Source organism: Prevotella sp. 10(H) (genome assembly GCF_000711235.1).
Classification (GTDB): Bacteria; Bacteroidota; Bacteroidia; order Bacteroidales; family Dysgonomonadaceae; genus Dysgonomonas.
On sequence record NZ_JOMI01000002.1, the window covers coordinates 42961 to 63266 of the forward strand.

Genomic DNA, 20306 nt, shown 5'->3' on the forward strand with positions numbered 1-20306 from the left:
AGTTCTTATCTCTTTCTGAACCAGTCTTTCAGGTCTGCAAAATTGAATACTCTTTTCAATTTGAAATAAGCATATATCAGTGTAATAATCAGAATTATTGCACCGGGAATCAAAGCGTATTCTTCGGTATAGTAAAGGCGGGCAGTAAAAAACGCCGCTGTTATTAACACGGCATTTATGAGTGCCATTCTTATAATATCTTTTCTCCATACAAAATCAGAGATATTTCTACTGAATATAAACACCATTGGCAAATAAATGATATAAGCAATCAGATAGCCGATACCTGTAGCATCCAGCCCGTACGACGGGAACAGGAGATAAGCCGATAACAGATAGACAGCATAGAATATCACTTCCGTAAACAAGAATGCAGACCCTTTATTCTTTGCCAGCATAATGAAAGCCATCGGCCAGCTCAGCACTTTGAAGAAAGTTCCTAATATCTGCCATCTAAGTACATCGCTTGCATATTCGAATTTCGAAGTATATAGTACCGATAAGGCAAAATCCGAGAATAGCAGCATGGTAACAATAGCGGGCGAAGCTACAACAAGGATGATGTATGTTTGCTCGTTTACCAATTGTTTAATTTTATCCTTTTCACCGGCAATAGCAGACAACCGCGGGAAGAAATCCGTTCCCATTGAGCGTAAGATAAGGCTCAGATAAATGTTGGTAATAACCCATGCCGACTGGAACAATCCTGCAGCATCGATATCTATACTCCGTGAAAGATATGTCCTTACCAGAAACATACTTATAGTACCGATAAATCCGGCAATAACAATATAGATACCAAGTTTGAGAGTATTTAATCCCGATTGAAAAGCTTCTTTATTCGATAATGCTACTTTTGGTATTCGTTGCCTGCGATAGTAATATTCGACACAAAAGAATGAAATAAGACCTGTGCCGATAAATGCCGGAACAATACTCTGTATTCCGAATATAAAATAGAGCGGTGCAGTAAACAGCAATCCGAAGAAACTGCCTAAAACGGCAGACTTCGCCATTTCGGGAATCCTTCGCATCCCCTGCAGGATAGTCGATCGTCCTGTCGTAATGATACTCAGAAGTACGGCTACTGACAGGCCCGCGATCCGCAATGCATATTCATCGTCGCCTGAAGCCCAAATACTGATCGGGTAGCAGAAAATTATACAGGCTATTGCACCTGCTATTGCCGAAACTTTAAACCACTTATTAAAGCGGGCAATAGTCCTATAAAGCGCTTGTTTATTCTCTGAATTGTTCGCTTCCGCAATTTCCTTTACCCCTGCCGTATCCATTCCCAGCCCGCATCCGGCACGGAAAGTATCTATTATTGAATAGCAAATTCCAATAAACCCGACACCCGCAGGCCCCAGCAACACAGCTATAATCTTGCTTCGTACAATACCTATAAGGATAATTATAACCTGAGAGCCGCCAAAAATGGAGGTCGATTTTAGTATCTGGTTATATGATGAATTATCTTTTTTCAAGGCAAATTTATTGTATTACAAATCTATCACTTTTTAACGATTATGTTAGTCTTTTTTATTTTTCATTTCACTAAAAAATCACATCTGTTATTTTTCATTTGTTAACAATATTGTGTTAAAAAGTAACAAAAGTAACGATTTTATAGCTATTAGCTGATAGCATAAAATGTTCTGATCTCTCGCAAAGACGCCAAGTCGCAAAAAGTAACAAAAGTAACAGGAACTAATTAATAATTAAAAATGAACAATTAATAATCCCGTAACTTGTAACTGCCCGCAGGGTGGAGTAACTTGTAGCTATTATTTATGTCAAAGAGCTAACAGCTATAAAACAATATAGATAAACTTCTCCCAACTAAACAAAACCATAATTCTGCCCATATCAAATGTTAGATTTTCGCGATATGAATATAAAAAATGCAAAAAGATGATAGTTATTCCCTATATTCTGCCTACTTTAGCAGAACGAAAAAAAATGAGTATATACTAAATTAAAATAATCCAGATGAACACATTACTATTTTTAGGAAATCTCGGAACCGGTGAGATTATCATTATTGCTATCGTTGTTTTACTCCTTTTTGGAGGAAAAAAAATTCCGGAATTGATGAAAGGTATCGGTAAAGGCGTTAGAAACTTCAAAGACGGAGTTAATGGCCTTGAAGATGATATAAAAGGAAATACAGAGATAGACAACAAATAAGTTCGTCATATCTTATGAAATATAGGGAAACCCGGGCTTGAAAGTCTGGGTTTTTATTTATATATATAATTCAAATTCAAGAAGTTTATGCCGAATTCATTTTCTTCGCGTCAAGAAACTGCTCATAATATTGAAATAACAGAGATCGGGGAATTTTCCAAACAGGCTTTCGAAGCGGTTCGTAAACTGACCGCTACCCTTATTCCCGATGCGGAAACATTTTTTACCGAATCGTATTTTAAAGAAATATTACAATCCGATAACAGCCATCTTTTTCTCATTCTTGTAAATAAGGATATAGCCGGAATGCTTACGCTGGGGATTTATAACAGCCCTACAGGCAAAAAAGCATGGATAGAAGATGTTGTTGTTGATGAGTCCTTTCAGGGTAAAGGATTGGGAAGATCAATTGTGCAGTATGCTGTAAAATTTGCGGAAGAAGCAGGAGTGGACACACTTATGCTTACCTCGAGACCGTCGCGGGTTGCTGCTAATAAACTGTATCAGTCGTTGGATTTTGTCATGAAAGAAACAAATGTCTACAGAATTGTGTTTAACAATAAATAATAAATCTCAACTACAACATCTATGGATATATGCATTGATTTCGACGGAACATGCGTAGCGCATGAATTTCCTCAGATAGGAAAAGATATTGGAGCAATACCGGTTCTGAAAGAATTGACTGATAACGGTCACCGGCTGATTCTTTTTACGATCCGCAGCGATCGGAGGAAGAAAAAGAAAGTAGGCGGCCTGGAAGTAATGGTGGAAGAGAATGTACTGACCGAAGCCGTAAAATGGTTCGAAAATAATGATATACCTTTATACGGGATACAGAAAAACCCTACTCAGCGGTTCTGGACATCATCGCCGAAAGCCTATGGTCAATTATATATAGACGATGCTGCTCTGGGCTGTCCACTTATATCAGATGATCCGGAGGCAGAACGGCCTTATGCCGACTGGGCGAAAATAAGGGAAATGCTTGTAGAAAAAGGAATCTTATAAACGTTTACGCAATGAAGAAAGTATTAATGGGGCATAATTTCGTAAAGGAAGGATTTGCTTCTCTCGAAGGAAAATTCGAACTTATTTATCCCGAGGATAAGTTATTTAAAAAAGAGGAGATAATAGAGCGCATCTCTGATGTGGATGCTTTTGTTCCGAATTTTTCTTTCCGCACCGATGCCGAGATTATAGATGCTGCGCATAATCTGAAATTGATAGCTAATTACGGGGTAGGGTATGACAATATAGATGTGGAATATGCAGCGGAAAAAGGAATTACCGTAACAAATGCTCCGCAATCTGTATTAGAGCCGACCGCCGAATTATGTTTTGCCATTATGATAGCGACAGCGCGTAAGGTTGCTTATTATAATCATAAACTGCATAATGGCATAAGGCTTGACTGGGGTTTATATGGCGATCTGGGTGTTCCTCTTTATGGACAAACACTTGGTATATACGGTATGGGCCGGATAGGACAGGCGGTTGCTCGACGTGCGGTTGCTTCGGGTATGAAGATAATCTATCACAATAGGCATGCATTGCCAAAGGAAATCGAAGATAAATATGATGCCCGATTCGTGGACTTCGATACATTATTGAAAGAGTCGGATGTGCTGTCACTACACGCTCCTTCTACAGACGAGACATACCATCTAATCGGGGAAACCGAGTTTGGGAAAATGAAAGAAACGGCAATATTAATAAACACAGCGAGAGGCACTCTTGTCGATACACAAGCTTTGGTAAAGGCATTAAAGACCGGACAAATATATGCCGCCGGACTGGATGTTTACGAGAATGAGCCTAAGATACCACAAGAGTTAATAGAATTAGATAATGTAGTATTATCTCCCCATGCCGGGACAAAGACATATGCCGCCCGGTTGGACATGCAGCATGAAGTGGCAAAAAATATTATTAACTTCTTTGAAGGAGGAAAAATAGATAAGGTGAACTGATCAGAGTTCACCTTTTTTTATCTTATCCAGCAAGCCTTCGCAGGCATCTTCCAGTAAATCGAGGACAAGTTCGAATCCGTCGGCACCCGAATAATAAGGATCGGGTATATGATCGTGTCCGAATCGTTTCGAAAATTCTACCATGCGGTACAACTTCCTTTCCGATTCCGGATCGGGAGCCATGCGCATTATATTATGGTAATTATTGTCGTCCATAGCAATAATGATATCGAAATTGTAGAAATCATCGGTAGTAAACCGTCGCGAAAGCGAGTCGAACTTATATCCTCTCCGTGACCCGTGCTGGCGCATGCGCGAATCAGGAAGTTCTCCGTCGTGATATCCGGATGTCCCTGCCGAGTCGACGGATATCTTATCTTCCAGTCCCTGTTCTTTAATCATTCTTTTCAGTATACCCTCCGCAGCTGGGGAACGGCATATATTTCCGAGACAGACAAATAGTATTTTATAATTTTTCATTGGGTCAATATTTTTTTTGAATGACAAAGATAACTACTTTTGTAAGAGATAAAGTCAGAATAAATTAACGGGTACCCGGATTGGTGATTAATTATAATCGAAATACGATGAAAATGTATACCCTTAGTAAGTCAACACCTTATTAGGTAATAATGTTATTTGACTCCTTAACATTCCTGAAATTCCTTCCCATTGTATTTTTACTACATTGGTTTATTTTCAGTAAAACAAAATCGAGGCAGAACATTTTTTTGTTGCTTGCCAGTTTTTATTTTTATGCCTGTTGGGACTGGCGCTTTTTGTTTTTGCTATCGTTTTCTATACTGATAAATTATGTTGCTGCCCTCGGGATGAGCAACTCTCCCCATAAGAAGAAAGCTATACTTATAGTCAGCCTGGTGATAAATATAGGCTTGCTTGCATTCTTCAAATATTACAACTTCTTTATAGACTCATTCAATGACCTGTTGTCGTCGTTCGGTGTAAATCAGAGCCTGCATTCGTTGTATATAATATTGCCGGTAGGTATTTCTTTCTACACATTCCATGGGATGTCATATATCATCGATGTATACAAAGACAAGATAAAACCGACAGGTAATCTGATCGATTACTCATTGTTCGTCAGTTACTTTCCGTTGCTTGTTGCAGGGCCTATAGAACGGGCGCATCATCTCCTCCCGCAATTGAAAGTAAAACGTCAGTTCAATTACTTACAGGCCGCCGAAGGATTGAAGCAGATATTATGGGGCTTGTTCAAGAAAATGGCAATAGCCGATTTCTGTGCTTATCCGGCAAATCATATTTTTGACAATTTTGCGACATCTTCAGCCAGTACATTGTTGTTAGGTGCTTTTTTCTTTACGATACAGATTTATTGTGATTTTTCAGGGTATTCGGATATTGCTTTGGGTGTATCTAAACTATTCGGTATCAATCTTCTGAAAAATTTTAATTATCCCTATTTCTCCAGAGATATTGCAGAATTCTGGCGCAGGTGGCACATTTCCCTCTCCTCATGGTTTAAAGACTATCTGTATATCCCGCTCGGAGGCAGCCGCGGAGGAACATGGATGAGAGTGCGCAATACTTTTATTATATTCCTTGTCAGTGGCTTCTGGCATGGCGCCAACTGGACTTTTATCGTATGGGGAGGACTTAATGCGCTGTTTATAATGCCGTCTATAATAATGCGGAGCAACCGTAAATCACTCAATACAGTTGCCGAAGGACGGATACTTCCATCAGTAAAAGAAGTATCACAGATGCTACTCACCTTTGTTTTGGCGTTACTGGCATGGATTGTTTTCCGAGCTGAGAATATGACGGATGCGGTTAACTATATCGTTAATTTGTTCGATGTTTCCCTGTTTTCCCCTCCCGAATATCATCAACATACATTTATTTTTGTACAAATAATCTTTTTGTTTGTAGTCGAATGGTTTGGAAGAGAGAAGAATTTTGCTCTGGAGCAGTTTGGCAAAGATAAGCCGAGGTATGTCAGATGGGCTTTCTATCTGATATTAATTGCTATGATTGTATCTAATATGCCCGAAAGTGGTAGTCAGGGATTTATTTATTTTCAATTTTAGAACGATGCAGATATGAAGAAATTTCTTACCGATATAATGAGATTTGCAGTTCTGATACTCATTGCCGGAGTTATTATCATCTTCCTACCTGCAACGCCACGATCAAAAGAATCGTTACTTTTCTCGGGGGTGCAGAAAGATTCTATGATGCAATATACATCCTCGCCCAGATTTATTATGATAGGGGGATCGAATATCGGAATGGGTATAAATAGCCAGATGATAAAGGATTCTTTACAGATGAATCCTATAAATACAGGCATAAATGCAATCATAGGATTAAAGTTTATGTTGGATCGTAATCAAAGATATATAAAGGCAGGAGATGTAGTTGTAGTTATTCCCGAATACAGCCAGTTTATGGGAGATTTTGCCTATGGTAATGAAGACCTGCTACGTATGATTTTCGACGTGTCTCTCTCTGATATTAAACTATTAGATAGCAGGCAATGGGATAGAATAATAGATGATATACCGAATTATATAAGGACTAAACTCCGCATTTCGAGTTATAAATATCCGCCCGGCAGTATTTCTCCGATATATTCCAATAAGGCATATAATCAATATGGAGATGCTGCTGCTCACTGGTATGAAGACGTGGAAAAAGAAAGAGAAATTATCTTACATCCTTTCGATCAGGAAATCAATCTACAGATAGTAGACTATATTCTTGAGTTTGCTAAAATAGTTGAGGCTAAAGGAGCGAAAGTGTATGTTTCTTATCCGGGGCTGAACGAATCCTCGTATAATGTTGAATGGACAACAAAATTAGACAGTATATTCCGGTCAAAGAAACTTAAAGTATTAGGAACACCGGAAGAATTTATTTTTCCCGATTCCCTGATTTACGACTATCCGTATCATTTTGTGAAAGAAGGAGTTGATCTGCGCACTAACGAATTGATAGAAGAATACAAAAAAAGTATAGCAGAATAGATTAACTTCGCTATATGGATGAAGAAGTTGATAAATCTCAACATGTAACACATAAATCTTATGAAGGCCGTGTCCCTGCATGCGGTGTATTCTGTGGCGGATGCCCGATTTATGTAAGGGAAAAGAAACCTTGTCCGGGAGCAGATGTCAACAAAGCCCGATGTGAGAACTGCAGGACATTTCATCTCTGCTGTCAGGCTAGGGGAATAAACCATTGTCATCAATGCGAAATATTTCCCTGTGCAAAATTTAGAGGTTTTGCCAAGCGGTGGCTGAAGTACGGACAGGATTTTATAGCTAACCAGAAACTATTGAAGAATATAGGAGAGGAATCATTCCTCAGATATTATAACGCAAAAGTGAATGAAATAAAAGAATGAAGCTTTGCGGCTACTGAAGGGACTACCGCAAAGCTTCGGGGGTACATATAGTTAAAGGAAATTACAGTGTAGTTAGAATGTGTATCTTATTGCTGTGGAAACATAAAATGACTGTGAAAAACGAGGATCTTCCTCTCTATTCATCGATTTGAAAAAGGCTTTCAGGCTTCTTTCCGTATAGTAGGCCGGACGATAGCTCGACATACCGACAGTGACCGGAATGGAAAATGATTTGTTTATTTTGAATTCAGTACGAAGGCCATAGGTCAGATACTGATGGGAAAATATCATGTCTTTCCCGTCTATTTTTTCCATTGCAGCCGAACCTCCCATTTCACCCACAACGCTTAACTCTATATTCTTATGCACCTGCATGCCTGCCGATACCTCAAGGGCATCCATCATCGAAACATTTACTTTATAACGGCCGCTCAGCCGCCAGTTGAAGTAAAATGCGGGGAAGGCCATAGGATAACCAAACGAAGTATTTATTGCAAGCCCTCCCCCCAAGTCAAGATTATCTTTCAGGTGCCATATAAGTATAGCGCCTCCGTGACCTAGCACGTTTTTCATTCCTATCCTAGAGATGTCGGCGTGGGCAGTATAGGTTCCGACACCTAATGTGGCAAGGATAGACAGCTTTTCACGTATGGGCCGTATGTGCATTAATGATACTTGGGCATTCATTATCTCCGACGGACACAGGTTTCTGGGTAGATCTTTATTGTCGAAAGAGGTATAAGATCCTCCTATGCCGATTCTCCATGCTGTTGGCCTGTTGTTTTCATTCAGTTTCATCGAAAGCGGTATCATCACTCCTCCCGATATAACCTTTGCATCTCCCTTTCCTCCTGTTTTGTTGCCATCGATGTCTTTGTAGTTGGAACGGCCTATGTATTCTGCTTTCAGATAGGCCTGGGCATTTATTCCGATATTTACCGACGTTAAAAATAAAAAAGTAAATATAAATCTCATATGTTAGTATAATTAGGTTATAGCTTAATTACGCTTTATGGATACAAATATTGTGGAACAGGAGGGCTTTTTCGAAATGCGTTTGACGAACGGCAGTTTCCTTATGACGAACGGTGAGTCACTTCTATTTTTTATCTTTTATATTTGTGTTATGAAAAGTACTGCTTATAGAAATTACTTATATTATTATATCCTGCTTTGGGTGATGCTGGCTTCATTATTCTTCTTCCAGTATATCAATCAGGTCTCGTGGACGGAATCCATAATATTTTCGGTTATTTTGTTTACACCGACTGCCGTTGTTACGAATTATCTGAGCAATAATTTATTGCCTAAGGCTGTACAGAACAGGAATATGAAGCGGTTTGTATTTCAGTTCATCATCATATCGTTGCTACAGGCATTTTTTCATTTCATTATGTTTATAACATTTGAGAAACTGGAGCAAATGGGAGTATTTGAACAATCCGAATTAATGCGAACGCATTTTCATCCTATTATAGAATATGTGATGTCCGTTCCTGCTGTAGTTACCATTAATATCGGATTTTGCGGAATACGTTTTTATTTTGAACACACCCAACTGCAGGAGGTGCATCTCAAAACTCAATTGCAGGTGCTTCAGCAACAGATCAATCCTCATTTTATGTTTAATGTTCTGAACCATATTTATATTCTGATGCAGAAGGATGTGAACAAATCTTCCGAACTATTGGTAAAATATTCCGAAATACTCCGTTACCAACTCTATAACGGCAAAGAGGAACTTGTTCCGTTGGGGCAGGAAATACAGTTCCTGAAAGATGTAATAGCCGTGGAAAAGATGCGATGGGGAGACGAACTGAAAGTACGGGAATTTTGGGATATTGAGGATCAAGAAAGAAAAATTCAACCTCTATTACTTATATCATTTGTAGAAAATGCCTTCAAGCATGTATCCCGTTCGATATCCGAAACCGGATATATCAATATACTTTTAAGGCAAAAAGGAAACGACCTTAGGATAGAGGTAGAAAATTCCAAATCTGTGCGGCAGCCCAAAAAGAATAAGAGTTCGGGCATGGGACTGACCAATATAAAAGAACGCTTGGGGATACTCTATCCACACAAACACAAATTATTAATAGAAGAATCGGAGATGATTTATATTATCCGGCTCAATATTACGTTATAAGTTTTGATAAGACTTTAACCTTGTAAAACTATTTTTTGATGAAATGTCTGATCGTTGACGACGAACCTATAGCCCGCGAAGGAATAATTGATTACATAAACACAGTCGATTTTCTGGAAGTTGCAGGAGTATGCTCTTCGGCAATAGAAGCGGCTGAAATGCTGAAAAGCATAGATATCGACCTTATGTTTCTGGATATACAGATGCCGCATCTTACCGGACTTGAATTTCTGGAAGCATTGGACAATCCGCCGCTGACTATTCTTACTACTGCTTATTCTGAATATGCACTTGAAGGGTTCCGGCTGCAGGTAGCCGATTATCTGATGAAACCGATTACATTCCAGCGGTTTTTTCAGGCAGCCATGAAAGCGCAGGAAATTTTCCTGTTGAAACAGAAAGAAAATGATATAAGCCGCGATATGTATGTACGTCAGGGAGATTCTTTTGTGAAAATTACATGGAGCGATATTCTTTATATAGAAAGTATGCAGAACTATCTGAAACTTCATTTTGCCGATAAAACACTGACTATTCATCAGACTATGGTGTCTATCGAAGAAATGCTTCCGAAAGAATATTTTTTTCGTATACACAAATCATTTCTGGTCAATATCTCGCATATAGGGATGATAAACGGCGGTCGTCTTTTTGTTAACGGGAGGGAGTTGCCTATTTCGCGGCAGCGGAGAGATGAGTTATTGAATACAGTAGTATATAAAAAGCTGATAAGTAAATAAACAAAGCCTGATTGTTAGTCAGGCTTTGCAGTTTTTATGGCATCGTTCAGAATTTCAGCCCAAGTGAAGCGTATGCATTACGGTTTCTCACTTTGACGCCTTTCATATCATTGATGTTTAATAATCCGAAGTCATAACCGAGATTGAATGCAATCTTACCCACTTCTACACCTGCTCCACCACCGATACCAAAATCGAAGCGTTTGAAACGATTATCACCGAAAATATTCACCTTTTCACCGTCGGTTTTCATCTTTCCACCTAAACCGTATGCTGCATACGGGCCTGCATTGATTACAAGTTTTACGTCGGATGCAACATCAAATTTGTATGCTGCATGTACTGGTATCTGCAGATATATAGGATTATATCTTGTTTGTGCTCCTTTCTTAGGCTTATGCTTTGCTCCTTTGGTAACGAATTCAAGGCCTGTCAATACATATACGTTCTCAGTAAGGGCAATGTCGAAAGTGATACCTGCCTGATATTTGATAGCAGATTTCATATCTTTTATATCCCCGCCGAAGTCCGACAGATTTATTCCTCCTTTTATTCCGATAGTCACCGGAGGTGTTTGTGCATTGGCGTTGAAGCCTGTCTGCAATAATAATACAAGAGCTATAACAAGTACCCAGATAAATCCGATTTTGTTCATAATGTCAATAGTTTGAGTTTGTAATTAATAAATTATGAACGCAAATATCCGCTTGTTTACTCCCGATGCAAAATCTATTTGATGAACGGGTACTTACTTATGATAAACGGTAAATAGGGCATTATTTTACCAGCGAATCGTATACTGCCTTTGATATATCGGCTATCATTTTACAGTTTACATAGGAGCTTTCCATAGAGTCGGCGACAAATACAGCCAGTGAGTAACAACGTCCGTCGGGCAGTTGAACAATAGCAATATCGTTCTCCGCAGCATTCAGTCCTTCGTCATTCCTGAACGAAGAGCCTGTCTTATGGGCGACAACTGTTCCTTCAGGCAGCAATGCCTTTATCTTGTTCTTTCCTGTCGGAGAATCAGTCATTATACTCCATAGAAAATCGTGGAATGGCTGGGGCAGAATATTTCCGGTTCTGAATTTTTCGAGTACCAGTGTTGCGGTGTATGGTGTACTCCAGTTGGTATATTGTACTTCCCACGGGCCGTGCATTTCTTCTTCGGTAGCGGCTATGGCAAAGTCCGTCATGCCGAGGTTTCTTATATATTTATCTGCTACATCTGTACCTCCGATAAAACGGAAAAGTATATCACAGCCGTTATTATCGCTTAACGATACGGTATATCTTAAGATTTCACCGACCGATAATTCCACATTCCCTTCCGGATAATCATCCCTTAACGGACTATGTGTATTTGGCAATAAATCGCTTTTCTTTACTGATATTTTGTGGTCGAGCGTCATATTATTCTTATCCAGATAATCGAGGACTGCCAGTGCCAGATGAAATTTATAAACGCTCTGTGTAGGATAATGGAAATTATTATTGACAGTCAGGGTATCTTTTCCATCCACTATCAACGCAACACCAACTTTAGCATCCTTTCCACCGATGATTCCGGATATTTCTTTTCTTAACTTATCGCCTTGTGAAAAAAGACATGAGGTTACCGCAAAGGCAGTGATAAGCAGTAAAATGAAGCGCCTCATATTTTCAATCTATTAATCTTAATTGCTCTTTCAGCCGATGTATCTCGTCCTGCATCACATCTATTTTATCCAGCAGGTTCTGTATTACGTCTATGCCCGCTACATTGATTGACAGGTCGTAGTACCAGCGCACATACTGGTCGAGATTTTTTAGTTGCGAAATATGAATATATCGCTCGTTTTCTATACTGCTTATCTGTATCAGTCCTTCGTTTTCGAGTTGTACGATAAAGTCAGGCTCCACCTGATTCTGTATGCAATATTCGCGTATGATGATTAATTCTGATGTCATAACTGTGGTGCTTTAGGGTTAAGACTTTGCTAACTTTTCGAACAACTCCTTCTGTTCATCTGTCAGGCTGGTAGGAATCTCTACCGAATAGGTAATAATAAGGTCGCCGTGCTGGCCGTCTTTTTTATAGACAGGGAATCCTTTTCCTTTCAATCTTACTTTAGTGCCGTTCTGGGTACCCGGTGCTACTTTCAGTTTCACCTTTCCGGTAAATGTGTTAACGGTTTGTTCGCCGCCAAGAACCGCAGTATAGAGGTTCAGATTTGCATTTGTATATAAATCGTTCCCTACCCGTTTAAAGTCAGGATCTTCTTCTATAATGAAAGTGATATACAGGTCGCCGTTAGGGCCTCCGTTCTTACCCGGTGAACCCTGTCCGGCAAGTTTTATCACCTGCCCGTCAGAAACTCCGGCCGGAATAGTGATACGCAGGTTTTTACCATCTAGGGTGAGCATACGTTTATGAGTTTCTGCCGCATCGCGCAGGCTGAGGTGAAGTTCGGAAGTATAATCCTGCCCTCTGTACCCTCTGCTGCGGCTACTCCCTGCCGATGAGCGTCTGCCACCGAACAAGGATTCGAAGAAATCGGAAAAACCACCTTCCTCATCCCCGTCGAAACTGAATGAGCCTCCGCTGCCAAATCCTCCAAAACTGCCGTAGTCGGCAAATCCTCCGTTGCGGGATTGCTGCTGTCTTGCTTTTTCGTATTCTTCGGCATGCTTCCAGTTTTCCCCGTATTCATCGTATTTCTTACGTTTTTCGGGGTCGGAGAGTACTTCGTTCGCTTCGTTTATCTGTTGGAATTTCTTCTTCGCTTCTTCATCATTCGGGTTAATGTCCGGATGATATTTGCGGGCCAGTTTACGGTAGGCTTTTTTTATGTCATCCGCACTGGCTGTCTTGGATATTCCTAATATGCTGTAATAGTCTATGAATGCCATTGTATTTAGTTGTTAAAGCCCCTCCAACCTCCCCTAAGGGGAGGCTTAAGCAGGCCACAAGTATAATTAATTTTTCATATACTCTCTAAAAGTTCCCCATGAAGATTAGGGGGCTACTTTTTCTCTATTTATCAGTTCATCATATATTCTCAGGCACGCCCATGCATCTATCGCTGCATACATCTTCTGAGCATCAGATAATATCTCGGCTTCCCAGTTCGACAGGCGCTGCCCTTTCGAAATTCTTTTTCCAAAAAGTATGCCATATATACGCTGCAAACCGTTATCTTCAATACCGTAACTCTTTACAAACGACTGAAGTTCGATAAAGTTTGTCGGTACTATCGCTTTTCGTTTGTGAATAGCCGAAAAATCGTCTTTGAGTGAAAGTCCTATTTTTTTTATAGCAGGATTTATCAGTATGTCGGCCAGACAATCCGGCAGTCCTATCATATTGAGCCGAAAAAGAAAACCGGTATCTTCTGTCGCCAGCTGCATCAATGCAATCTGATGCGATACCCCTTTACGGAAAGCGGGTCGCGTTTCGGTATCGAACCCGATAGTCGTCTGCTTTTTCAGGTAGGCCGATGCCTTTTCGGCTTCGCTTTCTGTCTGTATTACAATTATCCTCCCATCGAATCGCTCCATTGGCATCACGGATAATTCTTCTTTTGAAATTGTCTTTACCATAATTCTTCTGCATCATTCGGTTCTATGTCTTCATCGCCGAATGCATCAGGGTCTGCCGAATATTTTAAAGAATGCAGTGCGCGTAATACGTTTACGAGTTTTTGTCCCCAGTATGTCTTAAAGTTTTCCATACATACATATAGGGCATCATTCATATTTTCGGTGATTCCCCGTTCAAATACGGTAATAAAGTTTTTTGTGTCTTGGTATATATCGGTCAGGTCTTCGCTGATACTTGCCGATATGGGTGTTTCGCTATACTTCATATCCTGAAGGAAAACTTCGAGATATGTATCGTTATTTACATATACATTATACAGTTTCGATGAAATGTGATTATAAATATCTTCCGTCACGGTTATTTCCGTCTCCTCATCATTCACCGAGTCTGTCTCGGGCACAAGGGAAGCCTTCAGATATAACAGGGGAAGTATTTTAGTTAATTTGTCGGTCAGTTCGCTTTCTGTTATTTCTTCGAAGTTTTCGAGAAAAGCACAGTACTGGACGGCTACCGTAACAAATTCTATCGAATCGCGGGAATATACTATTTCTTTAATCTGGTCTGTCATATCCTGTATTAATTGCAATAAGTTATTGACAATTGTTTATTGATGTTATATAAATAACAAATTTAGGGGATTATTTGTTAACTAACGAAAAGGATAAGATATTTTAAGGGTAAAATATGTGCGTTGTTTTCCTGCCCGGTAACCGATAAATTAATATATCTTATAAGTAATCAATATTTTATCATTTTTCTTTTTTATTAAAACTTCGTGGCATATTTATTGTTTTATAGGTAGGAGCGGAGAGAATATTAACTCTAAATGAATTGAATATGAAGAAAATAATTTTAGCAACAATTATATCCCTGTTTTTTTTCGTTTCCTGTGCTACTTACAAGTCACTCGACTTGGGTAAGTTGACTACAGGTATGACTAAAGCAGAGGTAGAATCAGCCATCGGCCGGCCCGACCGCGTGTTGGCTGTGAACGATAAGAAAGAAGGGTATCAGGAAGTACTCGAATACCGTACTTCGAGGGACGAAGTATATGCCCTTGAGTTTTGGAACGATTATCTGACAGGTTATGAGTTTTTATACGATGATGTAAATTATGTGGCATCAGTAATGCCTCCTACAATTTTTCCACCATACGGAAGACCGATTTACATTATTCACGAAAACAACAGGCCTAACCGTCCTAACAGACCGACGTATCCGAATCGTCCTAATCCGCCGAGACCAACACCAACTCCGGACAGATCGGGTCTCACAAAACCGACTCCGGGTGTAGGACCGTCTACAAGCAGACCGTCTACAAACAGACCATCAACCGGCACACGTCCGTCTACTAACAGCAGACCGTCCTACAATACCAATAACTCCGGTTCAGGTAGTTCAACAACTGTTGACAGGTCGAAACTGGCAAGATAAGAGTATAATAGTATTTTTAGAAAGCTGATTCATTTATTGAATCGGCTTTTTTTGTCTTGTCCTAGAATAATTTGACACTTTATTTAACCATTGAATGGATTTGCCTGATATCACTATAAGTATCTGATATTTTATTTATAGTTTTGTAATCTGTAATATTTACTATTAATCAGCATTATAAATACTTCTAAAACTGAGAAGCACTCTATTATGAAAAGTTATAAATACATTTTGTTGTTCTTCATCTTATCATGCCTCGTGTCATGTGAAAAAAAAGCAGAGAAAACCAGTGGAAACCCTTTTGTGAAAGGTTGGTATGCCGACCCTGAGGCTATTGTGTTTGGCGATGAATATTGGGTGTACGCCACTCTTTCGGATATATATTTTCCAAACAATCCGGATTCTGTTGCCACTTATCCTGTCAGAGAACCTAAGACAGTTCATGCGGTTTATACTATCCAACATTATATGGATGCTTTCTCATCAAAAGATTTGGTTAATTGGACTAAACATCCGAAAGTAATCTCTGTAGAAAACGTTAAGTGGGTTGAATATGCTTTGTGGGCACCTTCTATCATTGCGGCAAACGGAAAGTATTATCTTTTCTTTGGTGGTAACGATATCCAGAATGATAACGAACTCGGAGGCATTGGGGTTGCGGTATCGGATAGCCCGGCCGGTCCGTTTATCGATCCATTAGGAAAGCCATTAATCGATAAATTCCACAACGGCGCACAACCAATCGACCAGTTTGTCTACCGCGATGATGACGGACAATTTTATATGTATTACGGAGGATGGGGACATTGCAATGTGGTTAAACTGAGTGATGATTTGCTTAGTCTTGTTCCTTTCGATGACGGAAGTTACTACAAAGAGATAACACCAGAGAATTTTACTGAAGGCGCATTTGTACTTAAACGCAATGGCAAGTATTATATGATGTGGTCGGAAGGCGCATGGGAAAGTGAGGGCTACTGCGTTTCTTACGGCATAGCCGATACTGCACTCGGACCATTTAAAAAGATGGGTAAGATATTACAGTCGGATAAGGAAATCGGAACCGGAGCGGGCCACAACTCTGTTGTTAATGTTCCGGGTACTGATGAATGGTATATATTTTATCATCGTCATCCGCTTGGCGACTCTAACGGATTTCATAGGGAGATATGCGTTGACCGTATGTACTTCAATAATGATGGTACAATAATGCCTGTAAAGATGACTAATGAAGGGGTTGCGGCTGTGAAAATTAATAAAGAAAACATCAAAAAATGATTTTCTGAAAAAATGTAAGCATCGAACAGAATAAAATATAAAAGGCTGATTCATTTATTGAGTCGGCCTTTCTTATCTTTTATAGTTTATTCCTGCTTTACGCGCCTGTGCATGCTGCATACGCCTCGGTATATTGTACAGTTTGCCTTCTTTTACAAATCTTGCCCCGGTTTGTTTAAACCAGAACGAAATATCATTATCCACGCAAATCTGCCTAATCTCCATTATCCAGTCGAAATTACATATACGGGCTTCCGGCCCCGATTCGCCACCGGCTGTGATATGCTCTACCCATGAACCTATATCGTAGGGTGTCAGATCGATCCTTTCCAGAAGCGGCTCACAGATAATTATCTTATGCTTTATAGGGGCGGCTTTATAGATTGGCAGGCGGTAATCCGCCCTGTCCTGATTTTCAACAGTGCAGCATATCGTCACATTGTCGTAGCCGTCCCCCCAGTCTTCGGGTAAACCTACATGCAATCTGTCGATACGTTTAGTTATCATCAAAAATTTGAGGTCGCTGCGCTCGCGTATCATCTGCCATGCTTCGGGGCGCCATTCGTCAGCATCGGCATGTAGAAAATCAGATGTAAAACAGGTAAAGACTTCATTACCCGGTTTAATCTTATATTCTCCGTTACGCTTTTTACGGACAGGCACATCGAAATTCTTGGTTTGCTTCACTATGGAACTGTCCACACCGCGTCTTGCATCGCCACGATACATGTAGCAATTGAGGCAACCTGCGCTTATTTTGTGACAGCCGTGCCACGGATTCCAGAGAGATGACATAAAATAACCGATAGTGAGGTTGCAAATATAAGAAATTGACAGTCAGTTTTTCACTTTATACCAAAAGTTTATATCTTTGTGCTCCTTTATATACTTGATAATAAAATAAGAATAATAATATGTTTGAAAGTCTAAGTAATAGATTAGAACGCTCATTTAAGATTCTGAAAGGTGAAGGTAAAATCACCGAGATAAATGTTGCCGAAACGCTGAAAGACGTACGCCGTGCATTACTCGATGCCGACGTAAACTATAAAACGGCAAAGCAATTTACCGAAACCGTTAAGGAAAAGGCTTTAGGACAGAATGTACTTACAGCCGTTAAGCCTGAGCAGTTGATGGTGAAAATCGTCCATGACGAGCTTGCTTCTCTTATGGGAGGTACAGCTACCGATATAAACCTGAAAAGCTCGCCTGCCATTATCCTGATGTCAGGATTGCAAGGTTCGGGTAAGACGACTTTCTCGGGTAAGCTGGCTAAATTGCTGAAATCGAAAAGAGGAAAAAATCCGTTACTCGTTGCAGGCGACGTATACCGTCCGGCTGCTATCGAACAATTGAAGATATTGGGTACACAGATAGAAGTTCCCGTATATTCGGAAGATGATAATAAAAATCCTGTACAGATTGCACTCAATGCAATCAAGCTGGCTAAGCAGAACGGGCATGACCTTGTCATTATAGATACTGCCGGACGCCTTGCTATCGATGAAGAAATGATGAAGGAGATTACAGCTATAAAAGATGCTGTGAAACCTGACGAAATCCTCTTCGTAGTAGACTCTATGACCGGACAGGATGCCGTAAATACTGCCAAGGAATTTAACGACAGGTTGAATTTCGACGGGGTAGTGCTTACCAAACTCGACGGCGATACCCGTGGTGGAGCTGCGCTTTCTATCCGCTCGGTAGTAGACAAGCCGATTAAGTTTGTAGGTACGGGAGAGAAAATGGATGCACTCGATGTATTCCACCCTGAACGTATGGCTGACCGTATTCTCGGAATGGGTGACATCGTTTCACTCGTTGAGCGCGCACAGGAGCAATATGATGAAGAAGAAGCCCGCCGACTGCAGAAGAAAATCGCTAAGAATCAGTTTGATTTCAACGATTTCATCGGGCAGATACAGCAGATTAAAAAGATGGGTAATCTGAAAGACTTGGCATCGATGATTCCGGGTGTAGGTAAAGCGATTAAGGATCTTGATATAGATGACGATGCATTCAAAAGCATTGAAGCTATTATCTATTCGATGACCCCGAAAGAAAGATCGGCTCCGGAAATTCTTAACGGAAGCCGCCGCCAACGCATCGCCAAAGGTAGCGGAACATCTATACAGGAAGTAAACAAGCTGATAAAGCAGTTTGACGAAACCCGTAAGATGATGAAGATGATGACCCAGATGAAAGGCGGCAAAATGCCGAAAATGAGAAGATAATCAGATTAAATTGATATAAGTAAACCCCGTCTGCATCTAACAGGCGGGGTTTATTATTGTATAGTTTGTAAAGATGTTATTTTATTTATCGCTTGGCTTTGCCTTCCAGTTTTATATCTTTCTGTAATGCTTGTTCCTGTACAGCCCTGTAGATAACGTCGTCGAAAGATTCTTCTACTTTTTCCTTATCCATTTTAGAAAGTTCTTCATCTATATGTTTCTGGCGTTGTTTACTCAGGTCTTTTATTTCCTGTTCTAGTTTTTTGCGTTTAGCTAAAAGATCTTTCAAATAAGTTTCTCGTTCCTCCGTTGACATTTTCTTCATATTTTCCGGTAAATCTTTTTCCGGTATTTCTGTCAATGCTTTCCCGTGTGCAACGACATTTACCAGTTCTTCGGCACCATAATAGGCATCTTTATTTGCTGCTGACAGGTTGTATTCTGCCCTGCGTGCATTAATCGCGGCATCACCTGCCACGACTTTAGAACTTTGCGCCCTTTTTGTTTCTGTGAGCGCTGATGATTTGCCGTAATAGATGCGGGTATTATCGAGTTCATATTGCAATTTATTGATACGGTCGTCATAAGGTGTCCTTATCGCAATGTTATTTACATTCATGTCCGTCTGGATATATTCACCTTTCGTTTTATCGGCGATTTCTCTCCATATGCGTGCGGCAGTCGGTTCATTTCCCATAAGGATTGTGTTAATAACGATTCCTTTCTTTATGGCTTCCGAACAGCTTTCAGGATAATGTACATCATCTCTGTAATCCATATGCGGCGGATAATCGCCTACTAAGAATATCGAGCGGTAGGTATTCGGTCGGTCGTCCCATTGCATTTTATTTACACCTTCATATAATGCCTGATTTACGCTTTCAGGGCCGTCTCCACCGCCGCTTGCGTTCATTGCCATAAGCTGCTCATAGAGATTATCCATGTCCGTACCGAGAGGGATCATTTTTGTTATGAAACTGTCACCACGGTCGCGGTAAAACAGCATACCCACTTCAATATCCGGAGCTGGTTCGGTTTGTGTCAGGCTGCTTGCTATCGACCATATTTTTTCTTTTGCGGCGCCTATCAGGCCTGACATGCTTCCCGTAGCATCGAGCAGGAAGACTACCTGCATCTTAGGCTTGGCAACCCTGTCTGTAGTTTCTGATATACCTGCTGTTATCATTTCCGGTTCATCCAATGATATTCCTCCTTTGTTAGTAAAGGCAAAAGTTGTTGCATAAATGAATACACTTGCCGGAAGTATCCAAAATAATGTATAAAGTCTCTTTTTCATATGCTTTAGGTTTTAAATAATTATCATTTTTAAC

Annotated in this window: 23 protein-coding genes; 12 read left to right on the plus strand and 11 right to left on the minus strand. The window is 40.1% G+C overall.

What is annotated here, in order from left to right:
* Positions 1-5: 5 nt before the first annotated feature.
* The gene (locus tag K348_RS0103585) at positions 6-1487 is read right to left on the minus strand and encodes an O-antigen translocase (protein WP_029903015.1); all 1482 of its coding nucleotides are present in this window, start codon (positions 1485-1487) and stop codon (positions 6-8) included.
* A gap of 505 nt (positions 1488-1992) precedes the next feature.
* On the opposite strand from K348_RS0103585, the gene tatA reads away from it, so the two are divergent.
* The 4 genes from tatA to K348_RS0103605 all read left to right on the plus strand — a co-directional run bounded on the left by tatA (position 1993) and on the right by K348_RS0103605 (position 4163).
* Positions 1993-2190, plus strand: coding sequence for a twin-arginine translocase TatA/TatE family subunit (gene tatA / locus K348_RS0103590; protein ID WP_029903017.1), 198 nt, complete (start codon positions 1993-1995; stop codon positions 2188-2190).
* A gap of 87 nt (positions 2191-2277) precedes the next feature.
* On the plus strand, positions 2278-2757 hold the full coding sequence (locus tag K348_RS0103595) for a GNAT family N-acetyltransferase (protein WP_051697599.1): 480 nt from the start codon (positions 2278-2280) through the stop codon (positions 2755-2757).
* A gap of 21 nt (positions 2758-2778) precedes the next feature.
* Entirely contained in the window at positions 2779-3201 is a 423-nt protein-coding gene (locus tag K348_RS0103600) for a hypothetical protein (protein WP_029903022.1), read from the plus strand.
* Between the two features lie 11 nt (positions 3202-3212).
* Positions 3213-4163, plus strand: coding sequence for an NAD(P)-dependent oxidoreductase (locus tag K348_RS0103605; protein ID WP_029903024.1), 951 nt, complete (start codon positions 3213-3215; stop codon positions 4161-4163).
* Here the strand turns inward: K348_RS0103605 and K348_RS0103610 are convergent, their stop codons facing one another.
* Positions 4164-4643: a low molecular weight protein-tyrosine-phosphatase gene (locus K348_RS0103610; protein WP_029903026.1), complete on the minus strand. Its 480-nt coding sequence runs from the start codon at positions 4641-4643 to the stop codon at positions 4164-4166.
* 152 nt (positions 4644-4795) lie between these two features.
* On the opposite strand from K348_RS0103610, the gene K348_RS0103615 reads away from it, so the two are divergent.
* Genes K348_RS0103615 through K348_RS18320 form a run of 3 tightly spaced genes read left to right on the plus strand, consistent with a single transcriptional unit; the run spans position 4796 to position 7554 of the window.
* The gene (locus K348_RS0103615; RefSeq protein ID WP_029903028.1) at positions 4796-6235 is read left to right on the plus strand and encodes an MBOAT family protein; all 1440 of its coding nucleotides are present in this window, start codon (positions 4796-4798) and stop codon (positions 6233-6235) included.
* A 12-nt stretch (positions 6236-6247) separates the two neighbouring features.
* Positions 6248-7174 (plus strand): hypothetical protein, encoded by a 927-nt coding sequence (locus tag K348_RS18315; RefSeq protein WP_036930175.1) that lies wholly within the window; start codon positions 6248-6250, stop codon positions 7172-7174.
* Between the two features lie 14 nt (positions 7175-7188).
* The gene (locus K348_RS18320; RefSeq protein ID WP_051697601.1) at positions 7189-7554 is read left to right on the plus strand and encodes a DUF3795 domain-containing protein; all 366 of its coding nucleotides are present in this window, start codon (positions 7189-7191) and stop codon (positions 7552-7554) included.
* A gap of 72 nt (positions 7555-7626) precedes the next feature.
* Here the strand turns inward: K348_RS18320 and K348_RS0103625 are convergent, their stop codons facing one another.
* The gene (locus K348_RS0103625) at positions 7627-8529 is read right to left on the minus strand and encodes a DUF6268 family outer membrane beta-barrel protein (RefSeq protein WP_029903030.1); all 903 of its coding nucleotides are present in this window, start codon (positions 8527-8529) and stop codon (positions 7627-7629) included.
* Between the two features lie 37 nt (positions 8530-8566).
* Between K348_RS0103625 and K348_RS0103630 the strand changes: the two genes are divergently transcribed.
* Together K348_RS0103630 and K348_RS0103635 are read left to right on the plus strand one after the other, a co-directional pair.
* Positions 8567-9703, plus strand: coding sequence for a sensor histidine kinase (locus K348_RS0103630; RefSeq protein ID WP_051697603.1), 1137 nt, complete (start codon positions 8567-8569; stop codon positions 9701-9703).
* A gap of 38 nt (positions 9704-9741) precedes the next feature.
* A complete protein-coding gene (locus K348_RS0103635) occupies positions 9742-10443 on the plus strand; it encodes a LytTR family DNA-binding domain-containing protein (RefSeq protein ID WP_029903035.1) in 702 nt (233 codons plus the stop codon).
* 46 nt (positions 10444-10489) lie between these two features.
* Here the strand turns inward: K348_RS0103635 and K348_RS0103640 are convergent, their stop codons facing one another.
* The 6 genes from K348_RS0103640 to K348_RS0103665 form a co-directional block, all read right to left on the minus strand.
* Positions 10490-11098, minus strand: coding sequence for a porin family protein (locus K348_RS0103640; RefSeq protein ID WP_029903036.1), 609 nt, complete (start codon positions 11096-11098; stop codon positions 10490-10492).
* Between the two features lie 121 nt (positions 11099-11219).
* Positions 11220-12104 carry a class A beta-lactamase, subclass A2 gene (gene bla / locus K348_RS0103645; RefSeq protein WP_029903037.1) on the minus strand — a complete coding sequence of 295 codons (885 nt, stop codon included), beginning with the start codon at positions 12102-12104 and terminating at the stop codon, positions 11220-11222.
* Positions 12105-12108: 4 nt separating this feature from the next.
* Complete coding sequence (locus K348_RS0103650) at positions 12109-12396, minus strand: chaperone modulator CbpM (RefSeq protein WP_029903038.1); 288 nt, start codon at positions 12394-12396, stop codon at positions 12109-12111.
* Positions 12397-12414: 18 nt separating this feature from the next.
* The gene (locus K348_RS0103655; protein WP_029903039.1) at positions 12415-13338 is read right to left on the minus strand and encodes a DnaJ C-terminal domain-containing protein; all 924 of its coding nucleotides are present in this window, start codon (positions 13336-13338) and stop codon (positions 12415-12417) included.
* 105 nt (positions 13339-13443) lie between these two features.
* The gene (locus K348_RS0103660) at positions 13444-14028 is read right to left on the minus strand and encodes a 3'-5' exonuclease (protein ID WP_029903041.1); all 585 of its coding nucleotides are present in this window, start codon (positions 14026-14028) and stop codon (positions 13444-13446) included.
* Positions 14022-14597 (minus strand): DUF5063 domain-containing protein, encoded by a 576-nt coding sequence (locus K348_RS0103665; protein ID WP_029903043.1) that lies wholly within the window; start codon positions 14595-14597, stop codon positions 14022-14024. Before K348_RS0103665 ends, K348_RS0103660 begins: the two co-directional genes overlap by 7 nt.
* Before the next feature lie 269 nt (positions 14598-14866).
* On the opposite strand from K348_RS0103665, the gene K348_RS0103670 reads away from it, so the two are divergent.
* Positions 14867-15463: a hypothetical protein gene (locus tag K348_RS0103670; RefSeq protein ID WP_051697635.1), complete on the plus strand. Its 597-nt coding sequence runs from the start codon at positions 14867-14869 to the stop codon at positions 15461-15463.
* Between the two features lie 210 nt (positions 15464-15673).
* Entirely contained in the window at positions 15674-16741 is a 1068-nt protein-coding gene (locus K348_RS0103675; RefSeq protein WP_029903047.1) for a glycoside hydrolase family 43 protein, read from the plus strand.
* Between the two features lie 72 nt (positions 16742-16813).
* Here the strand turns inward: K348_RS0103675 and K348_RS0103680 are convergent, their stop codons facing one another.
* The gene (locus K348_RS0103680; RefSeq protein ID WP_029903049.1) at positions 16814-17536 is read right to left on the minus strand and encodes a DUF5131 family protein; all 723 of its coding nucleotides are present in this window, start codon (positions 17534-17536) and stop codon (positions 16814-16816) included.
* 119 nt (positions 17537-17655) lie between these two features.
* Here K348_RS0103680 and ffh point away from each other — a divergent pair, with 119 nt between their 5' ends.
* The gene (gene ffh, locus K348_RS0103685; RefSeq protein WP_029903051.1) at positions 17656-18975 is read left to right on the plus strand and encodes a signal recognition particle protein; all 1320 of its coding nucleotides are present in this window, start codon (positions 17656-17658) and stop codon (positions 18973-18975) included.
* 85 nt (positions 18976-19060) lie between these two features.
* Here ffh and K348_RS0103690 read toward each other — a convergent pair whose 3' ends face one another.
* Positions 19061-20272 carry a vWA domain-containing protein gene (locus tag K348_RS0103690; protein WP_051697605.1) on the minus strand — a complete coding sequence of 404 codons (1212 nt, stop codon included), beginning with the start codon at positions 20270-20272 and terminating at the stop codon, positions 19061-19063.
* Between the last annotated feature and the right edge of the window lie 34 nt (positions 20273-20306).

Bases quoted from the DNA above. Each gene is read 5' to 3' on its own strand.
- tatA (WP_029903017.1), top strand. From the start codon at position 1,993: ATGAACACATTACTATTTTTAGGAAATCTCGGAACCGGTGAGATTATC.
- K348_RS0103595 (WP_051697599.1), top strand. From the start codon at position 2,278: ATGCCGAATTCATTTTCTTCGCGTCAAGAAACTGCTCATAATATTGAA.
- K348_RS0103600 (WP_029903022.1), top strand. From the start codon at position 2,779: ATGGATATATGCATTGATTTCGACGGAACATGCGTAGCGCATGAATTT.
- K348_RS0103605 (WP_029903024.1), top strand. From the start codon at position 3,213: ATGAAGAAAGTATTAATGGGGCATAATTTCGTAAAGGAAGGATTTGCT.
- K348_RS0103610 (WP_029903026.1), bottom strand. From the start codon at position 4,643: ATGAAAAATTATAAAATACTATTTGTCTGTCTCGGAAATATATGCCGT.
- K348_RS0103615 (WP_029903028.1), top strand. From the start codon at position 4,796: ATGTTATTTGACTCCTTAACATTCCTGAAATTCCTTCCCATTGTATTT.
- K348_RS18315 (WP_036930175.1), top strand. From the start codon at position 6,248: ATGAAGAAATTTCTTACCGATATAATGAGATTTGCAGTTCTGATACTC.
- K348_RS18320 (WP_051697601.1), top strand. From the start codon at position 7,189: ATGGATGAAGAAGTTGATAAATCTCAACATGTAACACATAAATCTTAT.
- K348_RS0103625 (WP_029903030.1), bottom strand. From the start codon at position 8,529: ATGAGATTTATATTTACTTTTTTATTTTTAACGTCGGTAAATATCGGA.
- K348_RS0103630 (WP_051697603.1), top strand. From the start codon at position 8,567: ATGGATACAAATATTGTGGAACAGGAGGGCTTTTTCGAAATGCGTTTG.
- K348_RS0103635 (WP_029903035.1), top strand. From the start codon at position 9,742: ATGAAATGTCTGATCGTTGACGACGAACCTATAGCCCGCGAAGGAATA.
- K348_RS0103640 (WP_029903036.1), bottom strand. From the start codon at position 11,098: ATGAACAAAATCGGATTTATCTGGGTACTTGTTATAGCTCTTGTATTA.
- bla (WP_029903037.1), bottom strand. From the start codon at position 12,104: ATGAGGCGCTTCATTTTACTGCTTATCACTGCCTTTGCGGTAACCTCA.
- K348_RS0103650 (WP_029903038.1), bottom strand. From the start codon at position 12,396: ATGACATCAGAATTAATCATCATACGCGAATATTGCATACAGAATCAG.
- K348_RS0103655 (WP_029903039.1), bottom strand. From the start codon at position 13,338: ATGGCATTCATAGACTATTACAGCATATTAGGAATATCCAAGACAGCC.
- K348_RS0103660 (WP_029903041.1), bottom strand. From the start codon at position 14,028: ATGGTAAAGACAATTTCAAAAGAAGAATTATCCGTGATGCCAATGGAG.
- K348_RS0103665 (WP_029903043.1), bottom strand. From the start codon at position 14,597: ATGACAGACCAGATTAAAGAAATAGTATATTCCCGCGATTCGATAGAA.
- K348_RS0103670 (WP_051697635.1), top strand. From the start codon at position 14,867: ATGAAGAAAATAATTTTAGCAACAATTATATCCCTGTTTTTTTTCGTT.
- K348_RS0103675 (WP_029903047.1), top strand. From the start codon at position 15,674: ATGAAAAGTTATAAATACATTTTGTTGTTCTTCATCTTATCATGCCTC.
- K348_RS0103680 (WP_029903049.1), bottom strand. From the start codon at position 17,536: ATGTCATCTCTCTGGAATCCGTGGCACGGCTGTCACAAAATAAGCGCA.
- ffh (WP_029903051.1), top strand. From the start codon at position 17,656: ATGTTTGAAAGTCTAAGTAATAGATTAGAACGCTCATTTAAGATTCTG.
- K348_RS0103690 (WP_051697605.1), bottom strand. From the start codon at position 20,272: ATGAAAAAGAGACTTTATACATTATTTTGGATACTTCCGGCAAGTGTA.